The sequence below is a fragment of the Williamsia maris genome (assembly GCF_024171815.1).
In the GTDB taxonomy this organism is placed as follows: domain Bacteria; phylum Actinomycetota; class Actinomycetes; order Mycobacteriales; family Mycobacteriaceae; genus Williamsia_A; species Williamsia_A maris.
Genome location: NZ_JAMTCJ010000002.1, coordinates 650,521 through 672,301, shown reverse-complemented (window position 1 = coordinate 672,301; position 21,781 = coordinate 650,521). Strand labels below are relative to the sequence as shown.

General features: G+C 68.6%; 16 protein-coding genes. 5 read left to right on the top strand and 11 right to left on the bottom strand.

Annotated features, from left to right (window positions below; translation table 11 throughout):
• Positions 1 to 115: 115 nt before the first annotated feature.
• The 3 genes from LX13_RS10175 to LX13_RS10165 all read right to left on the bottom strand — a co-directional run bounded on the left by LX13_RS10175 (position 116) and on the right by LX13_RS10165 (position 2,489).
• A complete protein-coding gene (locus LX13_RS10175) occupies positions 116 to 1,669 on the bottom strand; it encodes a succinic semialdehyde dehydrogenase (protein WP_253661212.1) in 1,554 nt (517 codons plus the stop codon).
• A 96-nt stretch (positions 1,670 to 1,765) separates the two neighbouring features.
• Positions 1,766 to 2,251, bottom strand: coding sequence for a ribonuclease E activity regulator RraA (gene rraA / locus LX13_RS10170; protein ID WP_253661211.1), 486 nt, complete (start codon positions 2,249 to 2,251; stop codon positions 1,766 to 1,768).
• A gap of 10 nt (positions 2,252 to 2,261) precedes the next feature.
• A complete protein-coding gene (locus LX13_RS10165) occupies positions 2,262 to 2,489 on the bottom strand; it encodes an RNA-binding S4 domain-containing protein (RefSeq protein ID WP_253661210.1) in 228 nt (75 codons plus the stop codon).
• A gap of 85 nt (positions 2,490 to 2,574) precedes the next feature.
• Here LX13_RS10165 and lysX point away from each other — a divergent pair, with 85 nt between their 5' ends.
• Both lysX and LX13_RS10155 read left to right on the top strand, forming a co-directional pair.
• Entirely contained in the window at positions 2,575 to 5,979 is a 3,405-nt protein-coding gene (lysX, locus tag LX13_RS10160) for a bifunctional lysylphosphatidylglycerol synthetase/lysine--tRNA ligase LysX (RefSeq protein WP_253661209.1), read from the top strand.
• A complete protein-coding gene (locus LX13_RS10155) occupies positions 5,976 to 6,884 on the top strand; it encodes an alpha/beta fold hydrolase (protein WP_253661208.1) in 909 nt (302 codons plus the stop codon). The genes lysX and LX13_RS10155 overlap by 4 nt, the downstream gene beginning before the upstream one ends.
• Positions 6,885 to 6,893: 9 nt before the next feature.
• Here LX13_RS10155 and LX13_RS10150 read toward each other — a convergent pair whose 3' ends face one another.
• On the bottom strand, positions 6,894 to 7,037 hold the full coding sequence (locus tag LX13_RS10150) for a hypothetical protein (RefSeq protein WP_253661207.1): 144 nt from the start codon (positions 7,035 to 7,037) through the stop codon (positions 6,894 to 6,896).
• Positions 7,038 to 7,226: 189 nt separating this feature from the next.
• Between LX13_RS10150 and LX13_RS10145 the strand changes: the two genes are divergently transcribed.
• Together LX13_RS10145 and LX13_RS10140 are read left to right on the top strand one after the other, a co-directional pair.
• Positions 7,227 to 8,108: an SMP-30/gluconolactonase/LRE family protein gene (locus LX13_RS10145; protein WP_253661206.1), complete on the top strand. Its 882-nt coding sequence runs from the start codon at positions 7,227 to 7,229 to the stop codon at positions 8,106 to 8,108.
• Between the two features lie 78 nt (positions 8,109 to 8,186).
• Positions 8,187 to 8,687 carry an enoyl-CoA hydratase gene (locus LX13_RS10140; protein WP_253661205.1) on the top strand — a complete coding sequence of 167 codons (501 nt, stop codon included), beginning with the start codon at positions 8,187 to 8,189 and terminating at the stop codon, positions 8,685 to 8,687.
• A gap of 84 nt (positions 8,688 to 8,771) precedes the next feature.
• Here LX13_RS10140 and LX13_RS10135 read toward each other — a convergent pair whose 3' ends face one another.
• The 3 genes from LX13_RS10135 to LX13_RS10125 form a co-directional block, all read right to left on the bottom strand.
• Positions 8,772 to 10,238: a glutamate synthase subunit beta gene (locus LX13_RS10135; protein ID WP_253661204.1), complete on the bottom strand. Its 1,467-nt coding sequence runs from the start codon at positions 10,236 to 10,238 to the stop codon at positions 8,772 to 8,774.
• Positions 10,231 to 14,838: a glutamate synthase large subunit gene (gltB, locus tag LX13_RS10130; protein WP_253661803.1), complete on the bottom strand. Its 4,608-nt coding sequence runs from the start codon at positions 14,836 to 14,838 to the stop codon at positions 10,231 to 10,233. Before gltB ends, LX13_RS10135 begins: the two co-directional genes overlap by 8 nt.
• A gap of 251 nt (positions 14,839 to 15,089) precedes the next feature.
• The gene (locus LX13_RS10125) at positions 15,090 to 17,084 is read right to left on the bottom strand and encodes an EAL domain-containing protein (protein ID WP_253661203.1); all 1,995 of its coding nucleotides are present in this window, start codon (positions 17,082 to 17,084) and stop codon (positions 15,090 to 15,092) included.
• 149 nt (positions 17,085 to 17,233) lie between these two features.
• On the opposite strand from LX13_RS10125, the gene LX13_RS10120 reads away from it, so the two are divergent.
• A complete protein-coding gene (locus LX13_RS10120) occupies positions 17,234 to 18,163 on the top strand; it encodes an esterase/lipase family protein (RefSeq protein WP_301300842.1) in 930 nt (309 codons plus the stop codon).
• Here LX13_RS10120 and LX13_RS10115 read toward each other — a convergent pair.
• From LX13_RS10115 to LX13_RS10100, 4 genes are read right to left on the bottom strand one after another with little or no spacing between them, the layout of a single operon-like run.
• Complete coding sequence (locus LX13_RS10115; protein ID WP_253661202.1) at positions 18,160 to 18,774, bottom strand: response regulator transcription factor; 615 nt, start codon at positions 18,772 to 18,774, stop codon at positions 18,160 to 18,162. The two genes, LX13_RS10120 and LX13_RS10115, sit on opposite strands and share 4 nt — an antisense overlap.
• Positions 18,771 to 19,868 (bottom strand): sensor histidine kinase, encoded by a 1,098-nt coding sequence (locus LX13_RS10110; protein ID WP_253661201.1) that lies wholly within the window; start codon positions 19,866 to 19,868, stop codon positions 18,771 to 18,773. The genes LX13_RS10115 and LX13_RS10110 overlap by 4 nt, the downstream gene beginning before the upstream one ends.
• 40 nt (positions 19,869 to 19,908) lie before the next feature.
• Positions 19,909 to 20,694, bottom strand: a complete 786-nt coding sequence (locus LX13_RS10105; protein WP_253661200.1) for an ABC transporter permease — start codon at positions 20,692 to 20,694, stop codon at positions 19,909 to 19,911.
• Positions 20,691 to 21,611, bottom strand: a complete 921-nt coding sequence (locus LX13_RS10100; RefSeq protein WP_253661199.1) for an ABC transporter ATP-binding protein — start codon at positions 21,609 to 21,611, stop codon at positions 20,691 to 20,693. The genes LX13_RS10105 and LX13_RS10100 overlap by 4 nt, the downstream gene beginning before the upstream one ends.
• Positions 21,612 to 21,781: the final 170 nt, after the last annotated feature.

Sequence of the window (21,781 nt, the reverse complement as noted above, 5' to 3'; positions counted from 1 at the left end):
CGTACGCACGCTATCGACGACCAGCGGAGGTCAACCATCGTTCATTCGTACTATTCGGCCCTTCGAGGCACGAATTCGGTCGATCGGGGGACGCCGGGAACCGACCCGGCGGCGCCTAGCGTCCGGGCAGGAAGCGCAGCGCCTTCATCGACGTCGGGACGAGCTTGAGGAACACCTTGCGCGGCACACCGCGGATCCCGTCGATGCCGATGACCCGCTGGGTCGCGATGGTCTGCGGCTCGGTGTACTTGAGGATGCCCTCGTTGCCGTGGCGACGGCCGACACCGGAGATGCCCATGCCGCCCATCGGCGCCGCGGTCGATCCCCATGCGGCCGCGTAGCCCTCGTTGATGTTGACCGTGCCGACACGCAGCTGCGCACCGATCTCGCGGGCCTGCGCGCTGTCACCGGCGAACACGCTGGCGTTGAGGCCGTAGTCGGTGTCGTTGGCGAGCTTGATGGCCTCGTCGACCGAGTCCACCTCGTAGATCGACACCAACGGACCGAAGGTCTCGGTGGCGAAGCAGGTCATGTGCTCGTTGACGCCGGACAGCACGGTCGGGGCATAGAAGAACGGTCCGAGCTCGGCGAGCTTCGTGCCGCCCGCGAGGACGGTGGCGCCCTTCGAGGTGGCGTCGGTGACGTGCTCGTCGATGACGTCGACCTGTGCGGCCGAGGCGAGCGAGCCCATGTCGGAACCGAAGTCGTAGGCGGGGGCCACCTTCATGGCCGAGACCTTGGCGGCGAACTTGCGGGAGAACTCGTCGGCGACCGGCTTCTCGACGTAGAGACGCTCGATCGCGATGCACAGCTGACCCGAGTTCGAGTAGCAGGCACGCGCGGCGCCCTCCACGGCACGATCGATGTCGGCGCCCTCGGTGACGATCATCGGGTTCTTGCCACCGAGCTCGGCGGAGAAGCCGATCAGTCGGCGTCCGGCCTGCTCGGCCAGCGTCGCACCGGTCTGCGAGGACCCGGTGAACATCAGGTAGTCGGCGGTCTCGGCGATCGCCTGTCCCACAACCGAGCCCGGCCCGGGGACGACGGCGAACAGCTCCGGCTCGAGACCGGCGGCGTACAGCAGCTCGGCGACCGCGAGCGCGCAGTACGGGGTCTGGCTGTCCGGCTTGATGACGACGGCGTTGCCTGCCATCAGCGCGGCGACGGCGTCCGACGCCGCCAGGGTCACCGGGTAGTTCCACGGCGAGATGATGCCGACGACACCCTTGGGCTGATAGCGCACCCGAACGTCGGTCGCGCCGGGGATCATGCCCTTGACTCGCTTGGCCGACAACACCTTCGGTCCGACCTTGGCGTAGTGGCGGGCGGTCAGCGCGACGTCGAGGACCTCTTCCTGCGCGTACGCGCGGGCCTTGCCGGTCTCCGCCTGCGCCATGTCCATGAGCTCGTCACGGTGGGAGAAGACGAGCGCGGCGAAGCGCACGAGGACGTTCGCCCGCTCCTTCGGCGCCAGCGCGGCCCAGCGGGTCTGCGCCGCCCGGGCACGCTGCACGGCGACGTGCAGGTCGTCGGCGGTACCGATCGGGATGGTCGTCATCTCGGTGCCCGAGAAGGCCTCGAGGACCGGGCGGGTGGGTCGTGCGTCGGCATCGTCGATCGCGACCAGACGCGCGAGTCGTTCGAACGTTGCTGTGGTCGGCTTCGCCATGGAGAACCCTCCTCGGGCAGGCGTGCCGATCTGACACGCGGTTGTTTCAAGAAGTATAAGCGGGGGCATCCACGGTCCCCACCGGCCCGTGGTCGGTCAGGACGCGGTCGTCACCACGATGCCGTCGTCGTCGCTGTGGACGATGTCGCCCACCCGGAACGTCACGCCACCGAATGCGATGTCGACGTCCGCCTCGCCCGCCCCGGTCTTGGTGGACTTGCGCGGGTTGGTGCCCAGCGCCTTGACGCCGATGTCCATCGTGCCGATCACCGCCGAGTCGCGGATCGCCCCGTGCGCGATGATCCCGGCCCAGCCGTTGCTACGGCCGAGTTCGGCGATCAGGTCGCCCACCAGGGCGGTGTGCAGGGAACCCCCGCCGTCGATCACCAGGACCGCGCCGTCACCCGGGGTGCCCAGCACCTTCTTGAGCAGGGCATTGTCCTGATGGCAGCGGACCGTGCGGACGGGCCCGACGAACTCTCGTCGGCCGCCGAACTGTCGGAACTGGGTGTCACAGCTGCGAACGTCCTCGCCGATCTCGTCGACCAGGTCTGCGGTTGCCGTGAAGGTGAGATCACTCATGTGCGCCAGCTTAGGGTCGGTCGTCTCCGACCCGCGCGACCATCCCACCGATCTCGACGACGTCGCCGACCACGAGCTGGCGACCGCGCCGGATCTCGGTCTCGCCGTTGACACTCACCTCGCCGTCGGCGATGACGAGCTTCGCCTCGGCCCCGCTCTCGATGAGGTTGGCCAACTTCAGGAACTGGCCGAGCCGGATCGTGTCGTCTCGGATCGGGACCCCGGGTACCGCACTCATCGTCCGACCTTCTTCCTCCGTGTGGGGACCCCCGCGTCGGCGTTGTGGTCGTGACGGCCGCAGGTGGTCACTACTGTCTACTACCATGGCCGGACTCACCTCGCTCATCCCGACCAGGTCGACCACGTCCGCCGACGACTCGCCCGGCACCCGCCGTGACTCGGTGGAACGGTCGGTGCGGCTGCTCGACCGCATCCGCACGCCGCGCGGGATCGGCGGCCGGGCACCTCATCACGCCGGCCTCGTGGTGGGGACGCTGGCGGCCATCTCGCTCGTCAGCAGCGTCTCGGTGACCTTCCGCCACGTGATCGCCGTCCCGCGCGACTGGGTGGACCGCTATGTCATCTCCGCGCCGGACACCAGCTTCGCCTGGGCGTTCGTGTTGGCACTGCTGGCCGTGGCACTCTCGGCGCGCAAACGCGTCGCGTGGTGGCTGACGGCGCTGTACCTGCTGCTCTTCGCGGGCACCAACGCGTTGTTGCTGGTCCCGGAGATCGGTCGCGAGTACGACGTCACCATGGCCGGACGCGTCAGCCTGGTCATCGGATTGTGTCTCGACGCAGCCGTGTTGGTGTTCCTGGCGATCACCTACCGGCAGTTCTACACACGCGTGCGCCGGGGTGCGCTGCTCAAGGCGCTGGCGGTGCTCGCGGGCGGACTGCTGGCCGCCACCGCGGTCGGTTGGGGTCTCGTCGAGGCGTTCCCCCGCAGTCTCACCTCCGATCAGCGACTCGCCTACTCGTTCAACCGGGTGGTGACGTTCTCCTCGGTGGACAAGGGGACGTTCGACGGCAACCACACGTACACCGTCATCAACTCGCTGCTCGGTCTGCTGGGCGCGCTCGCGTTGATCCTCGCCGCGATCGTGCTGTTCCGTTCACAGCGCCTCGCGGGCCTGCTCACCCCCGCGGACGAACGACTCATCCGTGCCCTCATCGAGGCCTACAACGACGACGACTCGTTGGCGTACTTCTCCACCCGGCGCGACAAGGCGGTCGTCTTCGCCCCGAATGCGCACGCCGCCATCACCTATCGCGTCGAGGTGGGCGTCTGCCTGGCCAGCGGCGACCCCATCGGCGACCCCCGACACTGGCCGGACGCGATCGCCGAGTTCCTCACGCTGTGCGAGCGGTACGGCTGGCATCCCGCGGCGATGGGGGCGAGTGAGCGCGGCGCCACCGCGTTCGCCGCGGCCGGGATGACCGCGCTCAACATCGGCGACGAGGCCATCGTCGACACCCGTTCCTACAGCCTCGCCGGGCCGAACATGCGCGGCGTCCGCCAGGCCGTCACCCGATGCCTGCGCGCCGGCATCACCGTGCGGATACGTCGCCACGGCGATCTCTCCGACGCCGAGATGACCGGGGTGATCGCGCGTGCCGACGCCTGGCGCGACACCGACGAGGAACGCGGGTTCGCGATGGCGTTGAGCCGTCTCGGTGATCGCCTCGACGACGACTGCCTGCTCGTGGAGGCGATCGCGGACGCGGGCACCGACGGCGAGAAGATCGTGGGGATGCTGTCGTTCGTGCCGTGGGGCCGCACCGGGGTGTCCCTGGATCTGATGCGCCGCGACCGCGATTCGATCAACGGGATCGTCGAGACCATGGTCACCGAACTGGCAGGCAACGCGACGAACTTCAACATCACCCGGATCTCGTTGAACTTCGCCGCCTTCCGGGAGGTGTTCGCCTACGGGGAGAAGATCGGCGCCGGACCGGTGATGAAGGGCGCCCACGGCGTCCTCACCTTCGCGTCGCGGTTCGTGCAGATGGAGTCGCTGTACCGATCCAACGACAAGTACCTGCCGACGTGGACCCCACGGTTCCTGTGCTGTGAGGACGCGCGACTGATCCTGCGCGCGGGGATCGCCGCGATCGTGACCGAGGGGTTCGTCACTCTCCCGCAGTTCCGCCGCGACACCCGCGCGCACGTCGGTACGCAGTGCGCCATCCCGGGCGGACTCGACGCCGACACCGTCGTCGCCGAGATCGCCGAGGACGCCCTGACGCGGTCCGAGGGCCTGCGTCGGCCCGAGCAGGTCCGGGTCCGACTCGACAAGTTGGCGGCGATGTCGGCGGCGGGGATCGAGGCCTATCCGCCCGCGCGGGCACCGTCGCATGCGGTCGCCGACGCGTTGACCGAGACGCAGGGCGCCGACGTCCGGATCGCTGGGCGGGTGCTGCGACTGCGCGACTTCGGCAAGGTCGTGTTCGCCGACGTGCGCGACTGGACCGGCTCGGCCCAGGTGGTGCTCGATGCCGCGCTCGTCGCCGACCAGAACGCCTCTGGAACAGCCGATTTCGCGCGCACCGTGGACCTGGGCGACCTGGTCGAGATCACCGGCACGATGGGCCGCAGTCGTAGCGGCGAGTGGTCGGTGCTGGCGTCGGACTGGACGATGATCGGCAAGTGCCTGCACCCGTTGCCCGACAAGTGGAGTGGGCTCACCGACCCGGAGGCACGGGTCCGCCAGCGCTACGTCGACCTCGCGATCGATCCGCGCGCCGGGGACCGGCTGCGTGTCCGCAGTCTGGCGGTCAAGTCCATGCGCGACTTCCTCGCCGAGCGCGGCTTCCTCGAGGTGGAGACGCCGATCCTGCAGCGGATCCACGGCGGCGCCAACGCCGAGCCGTTCCGCACCCACATCAACGCCTACGACCTCGATCTCTACCTGCGGATCGCGCCCGAGCTGTACCTCAAGCGGTTGTGCGTGGGCGGGGTCGAGCGGGTGTTCGAGATCGGGCGGAACTTCCGCAACGAGGGCGTCGACTTCAGCCACAACCCCGAGTTCACCAGCCTCGAGGCCTACCAGGCGCACGGCGACTACGACACGATGCTGCACCTGACCCGCGAGCTGATCCAGAACGCCGCGACCGCGGCGCACGGCAGCCCGGTCGTCATGCGTCCCGGCCCCGACGGACCGGTGCCGGTCGACATCTCCGGCGAATGGCCCGTCACCACCGTCCACGACGCGGTGTCGGCGGCGGCGGGCGAGACGATCGACCCCTCCACCGGGATCGAGCAGCTGCACGCCATCTGTGACAGGCTGGCGATCGTCCATCGACCGGAATGGGATGCCGGCCAGATCGTGCTCGAGCTCTATGAGCACCTCGTCGAGGATCGGACCACCATGCCGACGTTCTACAAGGACTTCCCGACGTCGGTGTCGCCGCTGACGCGGTCGGACCCCGACACCCCCGGGCTCGCGCAGCGCTGGGATCTCGTCGCCTGGGGTGTCGAATTGGGCACCGCCTACAGCGAACTCACCGATCCGGTCGAGCAGCGAGCCCGGCTCACCGCGCAATCCGAGCGGGCGGCCGGTGGCGACGCCGAGGCGATGGAACTCGACGAGGACTTCCTCACCGCACTGGAGTACGCGATGCCGCCGACCGGCGGTCTCGGTATCGGGGTCGATCGCGTCATCATGCTGATCACCGGTCAGTCCATCCGCGAGAGCGTCGCGTTCCCGCTGGCCAAACCCCGATGAGTCGTCGCGAGGCACTCACCGATCCCACCACGCTGCCCGGCCGACTCGTCGAGATCGACGGGTTGACGACCCATGTCGTGGTCCAGGGTTCGGGGCCGCCGGTGCTGCTGCTCGCGGCCCTGGGCAGCAACTGGTTCGACCTCGACCAGCTCACCGACGAACTGGTCGGTCGGTTCACCGTCATCCGGTACGACCGTCCCGGATACGGGGCCAGCGAGTCGCTGCCCCGCGACCGGTTCCCGACGCTGCGCGACGAGATCGACCGCATGGCCGGGGTTCTCGACTCGGTCGGCATCGCCGACCCCGTACTGATCGCCGCCCATTCGTTGTCGTCGCTCTACGCCGAGGCGTTCGCGCGTGACCGGCCCGAGCGCACCGCCGCAGTGATGATGATCGACGGGACGTTCGTGATGTTCCCGTGGCGGATCCTGCCCACGGCGTTCCGGGTCCGCAACTGCCACCGCGCGGTCCGGGTGGTCGACGCGTTGCGGCTCCCACAGTTGATGGGACCCGCGGTACACGACTCGGTGCTGCCCACTCCCCCGGGCGGTTTCACCGCGGTGCAGCAGTTCTGGACGCGGGCGGTGTTCACCACGACCACGATGCTGCGGGCGACGCTGGTGGAGAACGCCGCGTTCCCGTCGGTCAATGCCGACCTCGTCGTGTTGCGCCGGGAGCGGCCGGCCGTCGACGCCGCGGTCACGGTGGTGGCGGCCCTCGCCGAGGCCGGCGGGTGGCGGCGGTTCTGGCGGTGGCGTCAGGAGAAATTCGCCGAGATGCTCGGCGGCGTGTTCGAGGAGATCAGTCCCGCGAACCACTTCGTGGTGACGCAGCACCCGGCCGCGATGGGTCTGATGATCACTCGACTCGCCCGGCGCGCGGGGCTTCTCGACCCCGGCGCCTGAGAAGGGGATCTAGAGGTTCAGAGCACGCAGCTCGGCGGCGGTCGCCATGCGCTCGCCGTCCTCCGGCCACAGGCGCGCGAGCCGGTGCCGGGCGATCACTCCCCCACCGATCGGTCCGAAGACCCGTGTTCGACGATGGCTGTTCGGTCTCACGTTCGTCAGCTTCACGGTGCGATCACATCCTGTGTTCGGTTGGGGTCCGTGTGACGCACGTTACAGGTGTGACTTGCCTGGACCGCCGTACGACACACCCCGTTCGGCGGTTCCGATCGCGCGGGACAGGGTCGTGATCGTGCGGCCGAAGCCCCTCGCGAGGGCGGCTCACTGTGTTTCGATCGGGAGATGAAACCTGACGCCACGGTCGTTCTCGACGGTTACACCTACTTCGAATGCCCACGGTGGCACGACGGCCGGGTGTGGGTGTCGGACTTCTACACCTTCGAGGTGCTCTCGGCGTTGCCCGACGGCTCCGATGTCCGCGTGGAAGCCACCGTCCCGCAACAGCCGTCGGGGCTCGGCTGGCTGCCCGACGGTCGACTGCTGGTGGTGTCGATGCGCGACCACACCATTCTGCGTCGGGAGGTCGACGGGACGCTGGTGGTCCACGCCGATCTCTCCGAACACGTGTCGGCCCACCTCAACGACATGCTCGTCGACGCCGACGGACGCGCCTACGTCGGCAACTTCGGCTTCGACCTGATGAACGGGGGCACCCCGGCCACGGCGACACTGATCCTCGTGGACCCGGACGGGTCGTCGCGGGTCGTCGCCACCGACCTCTGGTTCCCGAACGGCATGGCGCTGACGCCGGACGGCGAACTGCTGGTCGACGAGACGGTCGCCAACCGGATCAGCGTGTTCTCGATCGACGCCGACGGCGGTCTCGGTGAGCGTCGCGACTGGGCGACGTTCGGCGACATCCCCGACATGTCCAGCATCGAGACGGCCATCGGCGGACTCAGCCTGGCACCGGACGGCTGCGCCATCGACACCGACGGATCACTGTGGGTCGCCGACGCGCTCGGTGGCCGCATCGCCCATGTGGTGGCCGGCCAGGGCGTGGTCGACCAACTCGACTTCGACAGCGGCGTCTTCGCCTGTGGCCTCGGCGGCGAGGACGGGCGCACCCTCTTCGTCTGTGCGGCACCCGACTTCGACGAGCACGCCCGGAAGGTCGCCCGCGACGGCAAGCTCCTGGCGGTGCAGCTACCCGCGACGACGTGAACGGCACCCTCATTCGCCTGGCGTAACATCCGTACAGTACGGTCTACCCGACTTGCCAACCGAATCGGGGAGATGTTCATGCGCACGTACTTTCGTTCACTTGTCGCGGCGGCAGCGGTGACCGCTGCCGTCGTCACCGGCGGAATCGCCACCGCTGCACCAGCTGCGGCCGCACCGCGGGAAAAGCCGATTCCTGGGATTGCGCTCTACGGGAACAACTTCGGCACCTTCGGCGACCACGACTTCTGCCGCGGCACGGTCAACTACCGCTTCACGTCTCCCAAGCGAGGGATCGCTCGGTTGACCCTGACCTCGAACGGATTCACCGGTAACGGCAGCGGATGGAAGAAGAATCCGACCTGCCGAGTGTTGTTCATCGCAACGCAGATCAGTCCCGCGTCGTTGTACCGTGAGACCTTCATTCCGGCGGCGTTCGGTTCGAAGCCCGGACAGAAGATCACCCGCGACCTTCGTACAGGGTCCGGCCTTGCCGAAGTCGGGGTTGCCTCGTACGCGTCGAACTCTCCCGTGCGCGTGCTGCAGGGCGCACTCGCCGTTTCCTACTTGACCGTCCCATAGTCGAACGCGCCGGCTGCAATAGAGAAAGCCACCGACAGCGTTGCTGTCGGTGGCTTTCTGTTGTGCTCGTGCCTGTGCGTCAGCTCAACGCTGCGGCGCCATGGTCGGGTGAATGGGCGCGGGGAGGAACGTCTGCTCGGTGAGGTACTTGTCCGCACCGGCGGCCGCAGATCGGCCCTCGGCGATGGCCCACACGATGAGCGACTGTCCGCGGCCGGCGTCACCGGCGACGAACACGCCGGGGACGGTGGTCGCGAAGTTGTCGTCGCGCACCACGTTGCCGCGCTCGTTGTAGTCCACGCCCAGCTTGTCGAGGAAGTCCTCGCGCTCGGGTCCCACGAAGCCCATGGCCAGCAGCACCAGATCGCACTCGAGCTCGAAGTCCGAGTCCTCGACCTTCTCGAACTTGCCACCGCTCATGACGACCTCGTGGGCCGAGAGTCCGGTGACCTTCCCGTCGGCGCCGACGAACTTCTCGGTGTTGACCGAGAACACGCGCTCACCGCCCTCCTCGTGGGCCGAGGAGACACGGAACATCAGCGGGTACGTCGGCCACGGAGTGGCCTCGGCACGCTCCTCCGGCGGGCGGGGCATGATCTCGAACTGGTGCACGATCTCGGCACCCTGCCGCAGCGACGTACCGAGGCAGTCCGCACCGGTGTCACCGCCGCCGATGATGACGACCTTCTTGCCCTTGGCGGTGATGGGCGGCTGACCGTCGGCGTCGGTGACGTCGTCGCCGAGCTGCACCCGGTTGGCCCACGGCAGGAACTCCATGGCCTGGTAGATGCCCTCGAACTCACGGCCCGGGATGGGCAGGTCACGCCAGTTGGTGGCGCCGTTGGCCAACACCACCGCGTCGTAGTCGGCGCGCAGCTGCTCGACGGTGATGTCGACACCGACGTTGACGCCGGTGGTGAACACCGTGCCCTCGGCCTCCATCTGCTCCATCCGCCGATCGATGTGGCGCTTCTCCATCTTGAACTCGGGGATGCCGTAGCGCATCAGGCCACCGATACGGTCGGCCCGCTCGAGCACCGTGACGTCATGGCCCGCCCGCGTGAGCTGCTGTGCCGCAGCCATACCCGCCGGGCCGGACCCGACCACGGCGACGGACTTGCCGGTCTTCACGGTCGGCAGGACGGGACGGACCCAGCCCTGGTCGAACGCGTTGTTGATGAGCTCGACCTCGACCTGCTTGATGGTCACGGCGGGCTGGTTGATGCCCAGCACACACGACGCCTCACACGGGGCCGGGCACAACCGACCGGTGAACTCCGGGAAGTTGTTCGTCGCGTGCAGACGGTCGATGCCGTCCTCCCACTGGTCCTTGTAGACCAGGTCGTTCCACTCCGGGATCAGGTTGCCCAGCGGACACCCCATGTGACAGAACGGGATCCCGCAGTCCATGCAGCGGCTGGCCTGCTCACGGAGGACCGTGCGGTCGAAGTCCTCGTAGACCTCACGCCAGTCCTGCAGTCGCAGGTCGACCGGTCGCCGCTTGGGCAGCTCCCGCTCGGTGTGCTTGAGAAACCCTCGCTGATCAGCCACGTGCAGCCTCCATGATCGCCTCGTCCACGTTCCGGCCGTCGCGCTCTGCCGACTCGATCGCCGCGAGCACCTTCTTGAAGTCGCGCGGCATGACCTTGATGAACTTGTTCTTGGTGTTGTCCCAGTCGGCCAGGATGGCTGCGGCGACAGGTGAATCCGTCTCGTTGCCGTGCTTGTCGATGATCCCGTGCAGGAATTCCAGATCGTCGGAATCCAGCTCGTCGGGATCGACCAGCTCGGTGTTGAGGTTGTCGGGGAGCTTGCCGAACGGGTCGTAGACGAACGCGATGCCGCCGGACATGCCCGCCGCGAAGTTGCGGCCGGTGTCACCGAGCACCACGACGCGACCGCCGGTCATGTACTCACATCCGTGGTCGCCCACGCCCTCGACGACCGCGACCGCACCGGAGTTGCGGACGCAGAAGCGTTCGCCGACCACACCGCGGAGCAGGATCTCCCCGCCGGTGGCGCCGAAGCCGATCACGTTGCCCGCGATGATGTTCTCCTCGGCGACGAACCCCTCGGGTGCGACGCGCGACGGACGGATCACGATGCGGCCACCGGAGAGGCCCTTGCCGACGAAGTCGTTGGCGTCGCCCTCGAGCCGCAGCGTGATGCCCTTGGGCAGGAACGCGCCGAAGCTGTTGCCCGCCGACCCGGTGAAGTCGATGATCACCGTGCCCTCGGGCAGGCCGGTGGCCCCGTAGACCTTCGTCACCTCGTGGCCGAGCATCGTGCCGACGGTGCGGTTGACGTTCGAGATCGCCGACGTGAACGACACCCGTTCGCCCTTGTCGATGGCCGCCCGGCTCTGCGCGATGAGCTGCTGATCGAGCGCCTTGTCCAGCGCGTGATCCTGGCGGCCCGAGCAGTAGAGGTCCTGGTTCATGAACGGCGAGTCCGCCTCGGCCAGGATCGGCGAGAGGTCGAGCTTGCCCGCCTTCGCACCGCTCCAGTGCGCGAGCGCCTTGCCGGTGTCGAGGGCGGCGACCTGGCCGACCGCCTCCTGCAGGGTGCGGAATCCCAGGCGCGCGAGCAACTCCCGCACCTCCTCGGCGATGAACATGAAGAAGTTCTCGACGAACTCCGGCTTGCCGGTGAACCGCTGACGCAACAGCGGGTTCTGCGTGGCGACACCGACGGGGCAGGTGTCGAGGTGGCAGACGCGCATCATGATGCAGCCCGACACCACCAGCGGCGCGGTGGCGAACCCGAACTCCTCGCCGCCGAGCAGCGCGGCCACGACGACATCGCGACCGGTCTTGAGCTGGCCGTCGACCTGCACGACGATGCGGTCGCGGAGTCCGTTGAGCAGCAACGTCTGCTGGGTCTCGGCGAGGCCGAGCTCCCACGGTGCGCCGGCGTGCTTCTCCGACGTCAACGGGGTGGCACCGGTGCCGCCGTCGTGACCGGAGATGAGCACGACGTCGGCGTGCGCCTTGGACACACCCGCGGCGACGGTGCCGACACCGACCTCGGAGACCAGCTTCACGTGGATGCGGGCCGCCGGGTTGGCGTTCTTCAGGTCGTGGATCAGCTGCGCGAGATCCTCGATCGAGTAGATGTCGTGGTGCGGCGGCGGCGAGATCAGGCCGACGCCGGGCGTCGAGCCACGGACCTCGGCGACCCACGGGTAGACCTTGTGCGGCGGGAGCTGGCCGCCCTCACCGGGCTTCGCGCCCTGCGCCATCTTGATCTGGATGTCGGTGCAGTTGGTCAGGTAGTGCGACGTGACGCCGAAACGTCCCGACGCGACCTGCTTGATCGCACTGCGCCGCCAGTCGCCGTTCTCGTCCGGCTCGAAACGGTCGACGCTCTCGCCGCCCTCACCGGAGTTGGAACGACCACCGAGACGGTTCATCGCGATCGCGAGGGTCTCGTGCGCCTCGGCGGAGATCGAGCCGAAGCTCATCGCGCCGGTGGAGAAACGCTTGACGATCTCCGTGGCCGGCTCGACCTTGTCGATCGGGATCGGGTCGCGGTCACCGAAGTTGAACTCGAACAGACCACGCAGCGACGCCATCCGCGTCGACTGGTCGTCGATCAGCTTCGTGTACTCCTTGAACACCTTGTACTGCCCGGTGCGGGTCGCGTGCTGCAGCTTGAACACGGTGTCCGGGTTGAACAGGTGGTACTCGCCCTCACGGCGCCACTGGTACTCGCCGCCGACCTCGAGCTCGCGGTGGGCGCGCTCCTCGGGGCGGGCCTGGAAGGCGAGGGTGTGCCGCGATGCGACGTCCGCGGCGATCTCGTCGAGACCGATGCCGTCGAGGTGGCTCTGCAGTCCGGTGAAGAACTCGTCGACGGTGTCCTGCGAGATGCCGATGACCTGGAACAGCTGTGCGCCGGTGTATGACGCGAGGGTCGAGATGCCCATCTTAGACATCACCTTGAGCACGCCCTTGCCCGCGGCCTTGACGTAGTTGGCCTGGGCGGTGGCGAAGTCGATGTCGCCGAGCACGCCGCGCTCGACCATGTCCTCGATCGACTCGAGCGCCATGTACGGGTTGATCGCGGCGGCACCGAAGCCGACCAGGCACGCCATGTGGTGCACCTCGCGGGCGTCACCCGCCTCGACGAGCAGACCGACCTGGGTGCGCGTCTTCTCCCGCACCAGGTGGTGGTGCACCGCCGAGGTCAGCAGCAGCGACGGGATCGGGGCGAGGGTGTCGTCGGACTCGCGGTCGGACAGCACGATGAGGCGGACCCCGTCGGCGATCGCGGCGGAGACCTGCGAGCGGACGTCGTCGAGCGCCGCGCGCAGACCGGCACCGCCGTCGGCGACCGGGTACAGACCACGGATCTGCACGCTGCGGAAGTCGGGGTAGTTGCCGTCGTCGTTGATGCGGACGAGCTTCGCCAGCGCGTCGTTGTCGAGGATCGGCTGGGCCAGCGCGATCTGACGGCAGGAGTCGGCGGTCGGGTTGAGGAGGTCGCCCTCCTTGCCGATGGTGACGCCGATGCTGGTGACGACCTCTTCGCGGATCGCGTCCAGCGGAGGGTTGGTCACCTGGGCGAACCGCTGCTGGAAGTAGTCGAACAGGGTGCGCGAGCGCTGCGAGAGCACCGCGATCGGGGTGTCGGTGCCCATCGACCCGATCGCCTCGGCGCCGGCCTTGGCCATCGGGGTGACGAGCAGGTTCAGCTCCTCGGTGGTGTACCCGAAGACCTGCTGGCGCAGGCGGACCCGATCGTGCGGCATGTGGGTGTGCGGACGATCCGGCAGGTCGTCGAGCGCGAGGAAACCCTCGTCGAGCCACTGCTGGTACGGGTGCAGCGAGGCGAGCTCGTCCTTGACCTCGGCGTCATCGACGATCCGACCCTGCTCGGTGTCGACCAAAAACATGCGGCCCGGCTGCAGACGCAGCTTCTGCACGACGTCGGCGGGATCGATGTCGAGGACACCGACCTCCGACGCCATGACGACCAGTCCGTCCTTGGTGACCCAGATCCGGCTGGGGCGCAAGCCGTTACGGTCGAGGACCGCACCGACGACGGTGCCGTCGGTGAAGCACACCGACGCCGGTCCGTCCCAGGCCTCCATGAGCGTGGAGTGGTACTGGTAGAACGCCCGGTGCTCGGGCTTCATGCTCTCGTGACGCTCCCAGGCCTCCGGGATCATCATCAGCACGGCGTGCGGCAACGACCGTCCACCCAGGTGCAGCAGCTCGAGGACCTCGTCGAAACGAGCTGTGTCCGAAGCGCCTTCGGTACAGACGGGGAAGATCTTCTCGGACGTGTCGGCGCCGAAGACGGCGGTGTCGATGAGGGCCTCGCGGGCGCGCATCCAGTTCTCGTTGCCGGTGACGGTGTTGATCTCACCGTTGTGCGCGATCCGACGGAACGGATGCGCCAGCGGCCACGACGGGAAGGTGTTGGTGGAGAAGCGCGAGTGGACCAGACCCAGCGCGCTCTCGAGCCGGGAGTCCTGCAGGTCGAGGTAGAACCCACGCAGCTGCGGCGTGGTGAGCATGCCCTTGTAGACGAACGTGCGGCCCGAGAGGCTCGGGAAGTACACGGTCTCGCGACCGGGGCCGTCCTGCCCGGCACCCTTGGTGCCGAGTTCGGTCTCGACGCGCTTGCGCACGACGAACGACCGACGCTCGAGTTCGTCGCCGGAGGCGCCGGTGATGAACAACTGGCGGAAGGTGGGCATCGCGTCGCGGGCGAGGGCACCGAGCGACGAGTCGTCGATCGGGACGTCGCGCCAGCCGATGACCGTCAGGCCCTCGGCCTCGACGATCTTCTCGACCGACTCGCACGCCGTCTTGGCGTCGGTCGATCCCTGCGGCAGGAAGGCGATGCCGGTGGCGTAGGACCCCTCGGGCGGCAGCTCGGTGTCGATGACGGCACGCAGGAAGCTGTCCGGGACCTGGATCATGATGCCGGCGCCGTCACCGGTGTTCGGCTCGGCGCCCGCGGCACCACGGTGCTCGAGGTTGACCAGGGCGGTGATGGCCTTGTCGACGATGTCGCGACTACGCCGTCCGTGCATGTCCACCACGAAGGCCACGCCGCACGAATCGTGCTCGTTGGCCGGGTGGTAGAGACCCTGTGGACTCGGGTAACGCTGCCCTATCGGGCGGGGAGCCTGCTTCATTTTCATCGCCCTTACATCGCGCTGACGCGAACATGCCTCACTGCGGCTGAGATTACGGCACCGACGTGCCGCAAGCCCCAGTTAGGACTGCCTCATTCGGCTCTGACCAGCGCGTACACGCCGATCAGCTGGTGATCGCGCTGTAGTGTCAGCGCCGTTGCTGACATGTGCGGATCCACTCACCTGTGGTCATGACATCCGTTGATAACCGCCGAGGGGTCTCCCCGATCCGAGATCATCGGACAATTTTCTCACGACGGTCCCGCTGAGCTGAAATCGGAGCCAGGAATCGTCGTGGACGAGGTCGAGGTTCGACGCGCCATCTGCTGCGCCGTCTGCTGCAGCGATGAGCCGGTGGAGGCCGAGGTCTCCACGATACTGCGCAGTGCCGCGTGCGGCGAGAGATCGTCCCGTCCGGTGACGACGGCCACCGCGGCGTCGAGGGGGTCCGACAGCCCCGTGCGACCGAGGTCGGAGACCACGTCACCGCGATCTCCGTCGGGAGCGGCCCGCAGGCGCGTCCAGACCCCGGCGGCGTACCCGGCGAGCGCGTGGGCGGCCTCGACCGACGCGGCGTCGAAAGCGCGGTTGCGCGGCGAGTACAGCGTCAGGTAGCCGGTTCCGCTCGGGCCGGTGAAGAGTCGGAAGGACAGGACCGATGCGATCGGCGCGGCGTAGCTGGCCGCGGCCCGGAACGACATCCATCGTCCGTCGGACTCGAACTCGTCGATGTGGATGATCGGATCATGTTGCGTCCCTTCCATGCTCGGCCCCTCGGCGTACCGGTGCTGGAGCAGGTCGAGCAGGAACGGGTACTGGTCGCTGGCCGCGAGGGTCCGCAGACCGCTCGATGTCCGTAAGGCCAGTCCGGCACTCTCGACCCCCGGGACCACCCGGACCATCGTGGCGGCGAGGTCGGAGAGGTCGGAGCGCTCGTCGTCGGGCGCCACCTGGGCGGGGAGGCCGTCGTGCGGGAGCGGCGTGAGGCGGCCGAGGAGGTTGCGGGCCACCTCGATCACCTCGGTGTGGTCCCACGTCAGCACCCACTCGTGGCGCCGCTCGGCGATCGGCCCGTCGTCGCCGAGATCACGGGCCACCACGGCCATGCCGAAGTCGGGATCGAGGCTCACGTAGGCGAAGTGGTCGCGCATGGGCTCCACCCGCGAACTCCGCACGCCCACGGGCAGGTCCTGGCCGACCCCGATGATGCCGACCAGCGAGTTCGTCGCCGCGAGTTCGCCGTAGCGACGCGCCAACCAGGACGTGTAGAACGCCGGATCGTGTAGCGAGAGCAGGACGCATCCACCGACCCGCCGACCCGACCGCGTCGCGTCGAAGGCCGCTCCGATGCGGGCGATCTCGCTCACCGGCGACACCCGGACCCTGCTTCCCTCCAGCAGGGTCGTCGGGTCGGTTCGCGGGGTCGGCACCTGTTCGGGGTCGATGCCCAGCCTGATCCGACCTCCGGTCGCCGCCTCGCTGAGATCCACCGTCGCCAGCTCGCCCGGGCGGCCGAGGTGGTAGCCCTGGACCAGGCTCGCGCCGCATCCGCGGGCTCGGTCGAGATCACGCTCGGTCTCGACCCCCTCGCAGAGGATCCGCGCACCGGTGAGGGCCACGTGATCCCACACCGCCCGTAGCGTTCTGAGCTGTTCGTCGGAGTGCTGATCGGCGAGCATCGAGCGGTCCAGCTTGATGACGTCGGGCCGCACGATGGCCAGCATCGCCACCGAGTCGGGATTGGCGCCCACGTCGTCGAGGGCCACGAGGCACGACTGGGATCGGGCCCAGTCCGTGGCGGCGATGACCGACCGCGGGTCGGTGAACAGGGAGCGTTCGGTCAGCTCGACGACGGTCGGGATGGCTTTGACGATCGCGGCGACCTCGTCGGGGTCGACGGGCCACGGTGGCGGTGTGCCCAGCACGCTCGGTTCGACGTTGACGAACAGGTACAGCGGCGCTCCCAGACCGGCCGTCCCGGCTCCCAGGTACGCGGCCCTGCGGCATTCCCAGTCCAGGTCGGCGACCGCGCCGGCGTCGCGTGCGCGTGCGAACACCTCGAGCGGCCCGAGGTCGGGCACGTCGGGAAACCGGGCGAGTGCCTCGTGCCCCACGACCCGACCGGTGTCGAGTTCGACGATGGGTTGGAACACCGAGCGCACCCGGGCGCGTGGGCCGATGACGGCCTGCAGGGGGCGGTGCGCGGAGACGGACGCCAAGGCAGTGCCCTTCCCCGTGAGTTCCATGCCGACGCCCCCACCCCGGCCCGTGCACTGCACATCGTAGGGGCGATGCGGATCGACCGAAAACGCGGACACGGGCCCGGGCCCGGTCTTACGTTGGGCAAAGGATCCATGGACCCGGTTGACAACGGGCAAAGAGAGAGGCGCCGTCCATGCGCGCACTGCTGACACTGATTGCGACCGTGGCGATCACGGCCCTCGCCCTGACCGGGCTCGCCGGCACGGCATCGGCCCGGCCGCTACCGGTCACCTACTCGCTCGGTGCGGCCACCGCCGTCGCGATCGACCGACCCGACAGCTCACCGCCGGGCGCCAACGACTGGAGCTGCCGACCCACGGCGCGGCACCCGCAGCCGGTCGTCCTGAGCCACGGGACGTTGTTCAACATGACCATCGACTGGCAGGCGCTCTCGCCGCTGCTCCGCAACGCGGGGTACTGCGTCTACGCCTTCAACTTCGGGCAACAGCCCGGGTCGAGCTATCTCGGGTTCCCCGGTGCGGGCAAGGTCGGAGGTACCGGTCCAATCGAGGAGTCGGCCGCCACGCTCGCCCGGTTCGTCGACCGGGTGAAGGCGTCGACGGGTGCGGCGAAGGTCGACATCGTCGGTCACTCGCAGGGCGGCATGATGCCGCGGTACTACCTGCGCAACCTGGGTGGGGCCGCCTCGGTCGACCAGCTCATCGGGCTCGCCCCGTCCAACCACGGGACGACCGTCCTCGGTCTCGCCGCGATCCCGGGTGTCCCCGAGGCGCTGCGCCTGGGGCTCGGTACCGCGATCCGGCAGCAGCTCATCGGATCGGACTTCCTGCGTCGGCTCAACGCCGGCGGCGACACCGTCCCCGGCGTGCGATACACGGTCATCGAGACGCGTTTCGACGAGGTGGTCACGCCGTACACCTCGGCGTTCCTGCGCGGCCCGAACGTGACCAACATCGATCTGCAGCAGTCCTGCGACCGCAACTTCACCGACCATCTGTCGATCACCTACGACCGGCGCGCGCTGAGTTACGTTCTGCACGCTCTGGATCCGGCCGCGCCGATCGCGCCCTGCACGTTCTCGTCGCCGCTGTCGGGCGCCTAGAGCCATCCGCGGCGCTGCGCGGTGGCCGCCGCCTCGGCGCGGGTGTTGGCGCCGGTCTTGCCGATCGCGCTCGACAGATAGTTACGCACGGTCCCGGCCGACAGGTGCACCTGCCCGGCGATCGCGGCCACCGTCGCACCGGACAGCGCAGCGCGCAACACCTCTCGCTCGCGGTCGGTCAGCGGGCTGTCGCCGGCGGTGAGGCTCTCGGTCGCCAGCGTCGGATCGATGACGCGGAGTCCGGCGTGCACCCGGCGCACGGCGTCGGCGAGCTCGGCGGCCGGGGTGTCCTTGACCACGAACCCGGACGCTCCGGCCGCCACCGCGCGGCGGAGGTAACCGGGACGTCCGAAGGTGGTGACGATCAGCGATCGTGTCTGTGGGCGCGCCTGTTTCAGGATCCCCGCGACCTCGATGCCGTCCGCGCCGGGCATCTCGATGTCGAGCAGACAGACATCGGCGGACGACGCGGTGGCCGCGGCGAGGACCTCGTCACCGCGTCCGACCTGCGCCACCACGACGAGGTCGGACTCCAGCCCCAGCAGGGCCGCCAGTGCGCCACGGACCAGCGCCTGGTCGTCGGCGAGCAGCAGCCGGATCGGGGTGGTCATCCGAGCGTCACCCGCACCGCGGTGCCCGTCCCCGTCGCCCGGACGCTCAGCGCCCCGCCCGCCGCGTCGACCCGCTCGGTGAGCCCGCGCAGACCGTTGCCGAAGGCGTGTTCGTCGATGCCGCACCCGTCGTCGACGACCTCGATGTGTCCGTCGGCCACGTCGACCGCGCACCGACGCGCACCGCTGTGACGGACCACGTTGGTCACCGACTCGCGCACGACCCACGCGAACAGTGCGCTGCGCGCAGGCGGGATGTCGGCGAGGTCGGTGGGCAGATCGGCCTCGATCTCGGCTGCTGTGAGGGCCGTCCGCGCCGAGGCCAGTTCGGTCCGCAGATCCGGTGTGCGCAGACCACCGACGGTGGACCGCACCTCGGCCAACGCCTGCCGTGACATCGAGTGGAGCTCCGCCAGTTCAGATTTCGCACGCTCGGGGTCGATGTCGATGAGGCGCCCGGCCAGCTCGGACTTCAGCGTGATCACGGTCAGCGAATGGCCCAGGATGTCGTGGACGTCGCGCGCCACCCGTTCCCGCTCCGCGATGACGGCGAGCTGCTCGTCGAGTTCGCGTTTGCGTTGTTCGGCGGCTTCGCGCTCACGTTCGCGCAGTTGCAGGTTCCGTGCCACCAGCATCGCGCCCCCGGACACCACCAATGCGATCACCGTTCCCGGGTCGAAATCCCACCCGTCGATCACCTCTGGTCCGATCAGTGCGAGCCCGATCACGACCGCGGTGACGACGATCCCGAACGGACGGGAGAGTCCGAACACGGTGATGGCGATCAGGAACGGCCCGAAGGACAGCGACCCGTTGGCGAGCATCGGTGTCGTCGCCGCCGCGATCACCGCCAGAATGATGAAGTAGCGCAGCGCGATCCGAGGATCAGGATTGCTGCGCTGCATCGGGATGACGTGCACGCAGGCAACCACGTAGACCGCGCCGAACGCCGCGATCAGCGCCAGCCCCACCGCCGTCCGGGTGGCGGACTCGTCGGCGTCGAGCAGGCCGATCACGGGATAGGCGAGGAAGATCAGCCAGATGGCCGGGAAGGCCCACCGGATGTCGTCTCGGCCCAGCGAACGCACTCTCACCGGATCGACTGTAGGCGGGGCCGCGGCGGAACTCGCCCCGTCACTGGCGTTCGGTGCTGCGACGGTAGAAGAACATCGCGGCTGCGGTGAAGATCGCCGCCCACACCCCGATGTTGACGATGCTCACCCACAGCGGGATGTGCTCGCCGTAGACGGTGTCGCCGCCGGTCATCGGGTAGTTGGCCAGCGAGTTGATGCCGAACATCGGGGTGAACATCGAGAAGGTGAGCATGCCGCCCTGCAACGGGACGAAGACGTTGCCGCCGAAGGCCAGCAGCGTCAGTACGCCGCCACTGACCTGCATCGCGGCCTCGGACTTCAGGGCACTGCCGATGGCCATGCCGAATGCGGCGAACACCGACGAGCCCAGCCAGCCGAGCAGGATCGACCCGACCCAGACCAGCACGGGCGCGCGGGCCCCGGTGAACACACCGACGACCGACAACAGCAGCAGCGGTAACGCCGCGACGGTCATGGCGACCATGGCCTTGGACGCGACGTAGGCGAGTGGCGTCAACGGCGTCAGCCGCAGCGTGCGCGTCCAGCCGTCCCGCTGTTCGAGTGCCACCGAGGCGGCGTTGGTCGTCGTCGCGAGTATCGAGCCGTAGACGGCCATGTGCACCATGACGTAGGCCGCGGTGTTGGCGTGCCCGATCATGTCCGAGCCGTACTTCTGCGTGGCGCCGAAGACGATGTAGAGCAGCGTCGGCATCGCGAGGGTGAAGATCATGGCCCGGCGGTTGCGTAGGACGCGGCGTACGTCGATGCGCACGTAGGTCGGCGAGAAACCGCGCAGGGCTCCGGTGGGGGTGGCGAGGGTGGTCATCGGGTCTTCTCCGGGGTGGCCGAGGTGAGGGCGACGAAGGCGTCCTCGAGGTTGTGGGCGACGATCTCGAGATCGTGGGCAGCGTCGTGGTGGAACAGGAAGCGCGCGACGGTGTCGGAGTCCTCGCTGGTCAGGTAGACGCGCCCGCCGCGCACCTCCGTGGCGGTGACGTTCGGGGCGTTGGCGACGATCCAGTCGATCCGGTCGGGGTCGGCTGCGGCGGAGACGACACGGCCCGATGCCCGGGCGCGGATCTGTGCGGTCGAGCCGTCGGCGACCACCCGTCCGCCGGCGATCATCACGATGCGGTCGGCGAAGTCGTCGGCCTCCTCGAGGTAGTGGGTCGCGAAGACGATGGTGCGCCCGTTGCCTGCGTCGTCGCGCATCGCGGCCCAGAAGCCCCGACGGGACTCGACGTCCATCCCCGCCGTCGGCTCGTCGAGGACGATGAGGTCGGGGTCTCCCAGCAACGCCAGCGCGAACTTCACCCGCTGTCGTTCCCCACCAGAGCATTTGGAGACCTTCCGCCCGGCGATACCCGCGATGTCTGCGCGGGCCATGACCTCGGCGGGATCCACCGAGCCGCCGTAGGTGGAGGCGACGATGGCGACCGTCTCGCCGACGGTGAAGTCGTCGAGCAGTCCCCCCGTCTGCGTGACGGCCGAGATGCGCCCGGCGGCAACGGCGTCGGCCGGGCTGCGACCGAACAGTTCGACGCGACCCGAGTCCGGTGTGCTCAGGCCCAGGATCATGTCGAGCGTCGTGGTCTTGCCTGCCCCGTTGGGGCCGAGGAACGCGACGACCTCACCCTGACGGATGGCGAGGTCGACACCGTCGACGGCGCGGACGATGCCGCCCCGTCGGTCGGAGAAGGACTTCGTCAGCCCTTCGGCGCGGAGAGCGAGTGGGATGTTCATACCCATGACAGTGCGCCCACGCGGGCACCGTCACCGGGATCAGATGTCACGCATCGCCCATGACGGATGTCATGACACCTGACGTTCGATTCACTTCTATCCCCCGATCGCCCACGCCCGTGGACGCGCGGCGTTACCGTCGAAACGCGGGTCCACCGAACGCGGTCCTG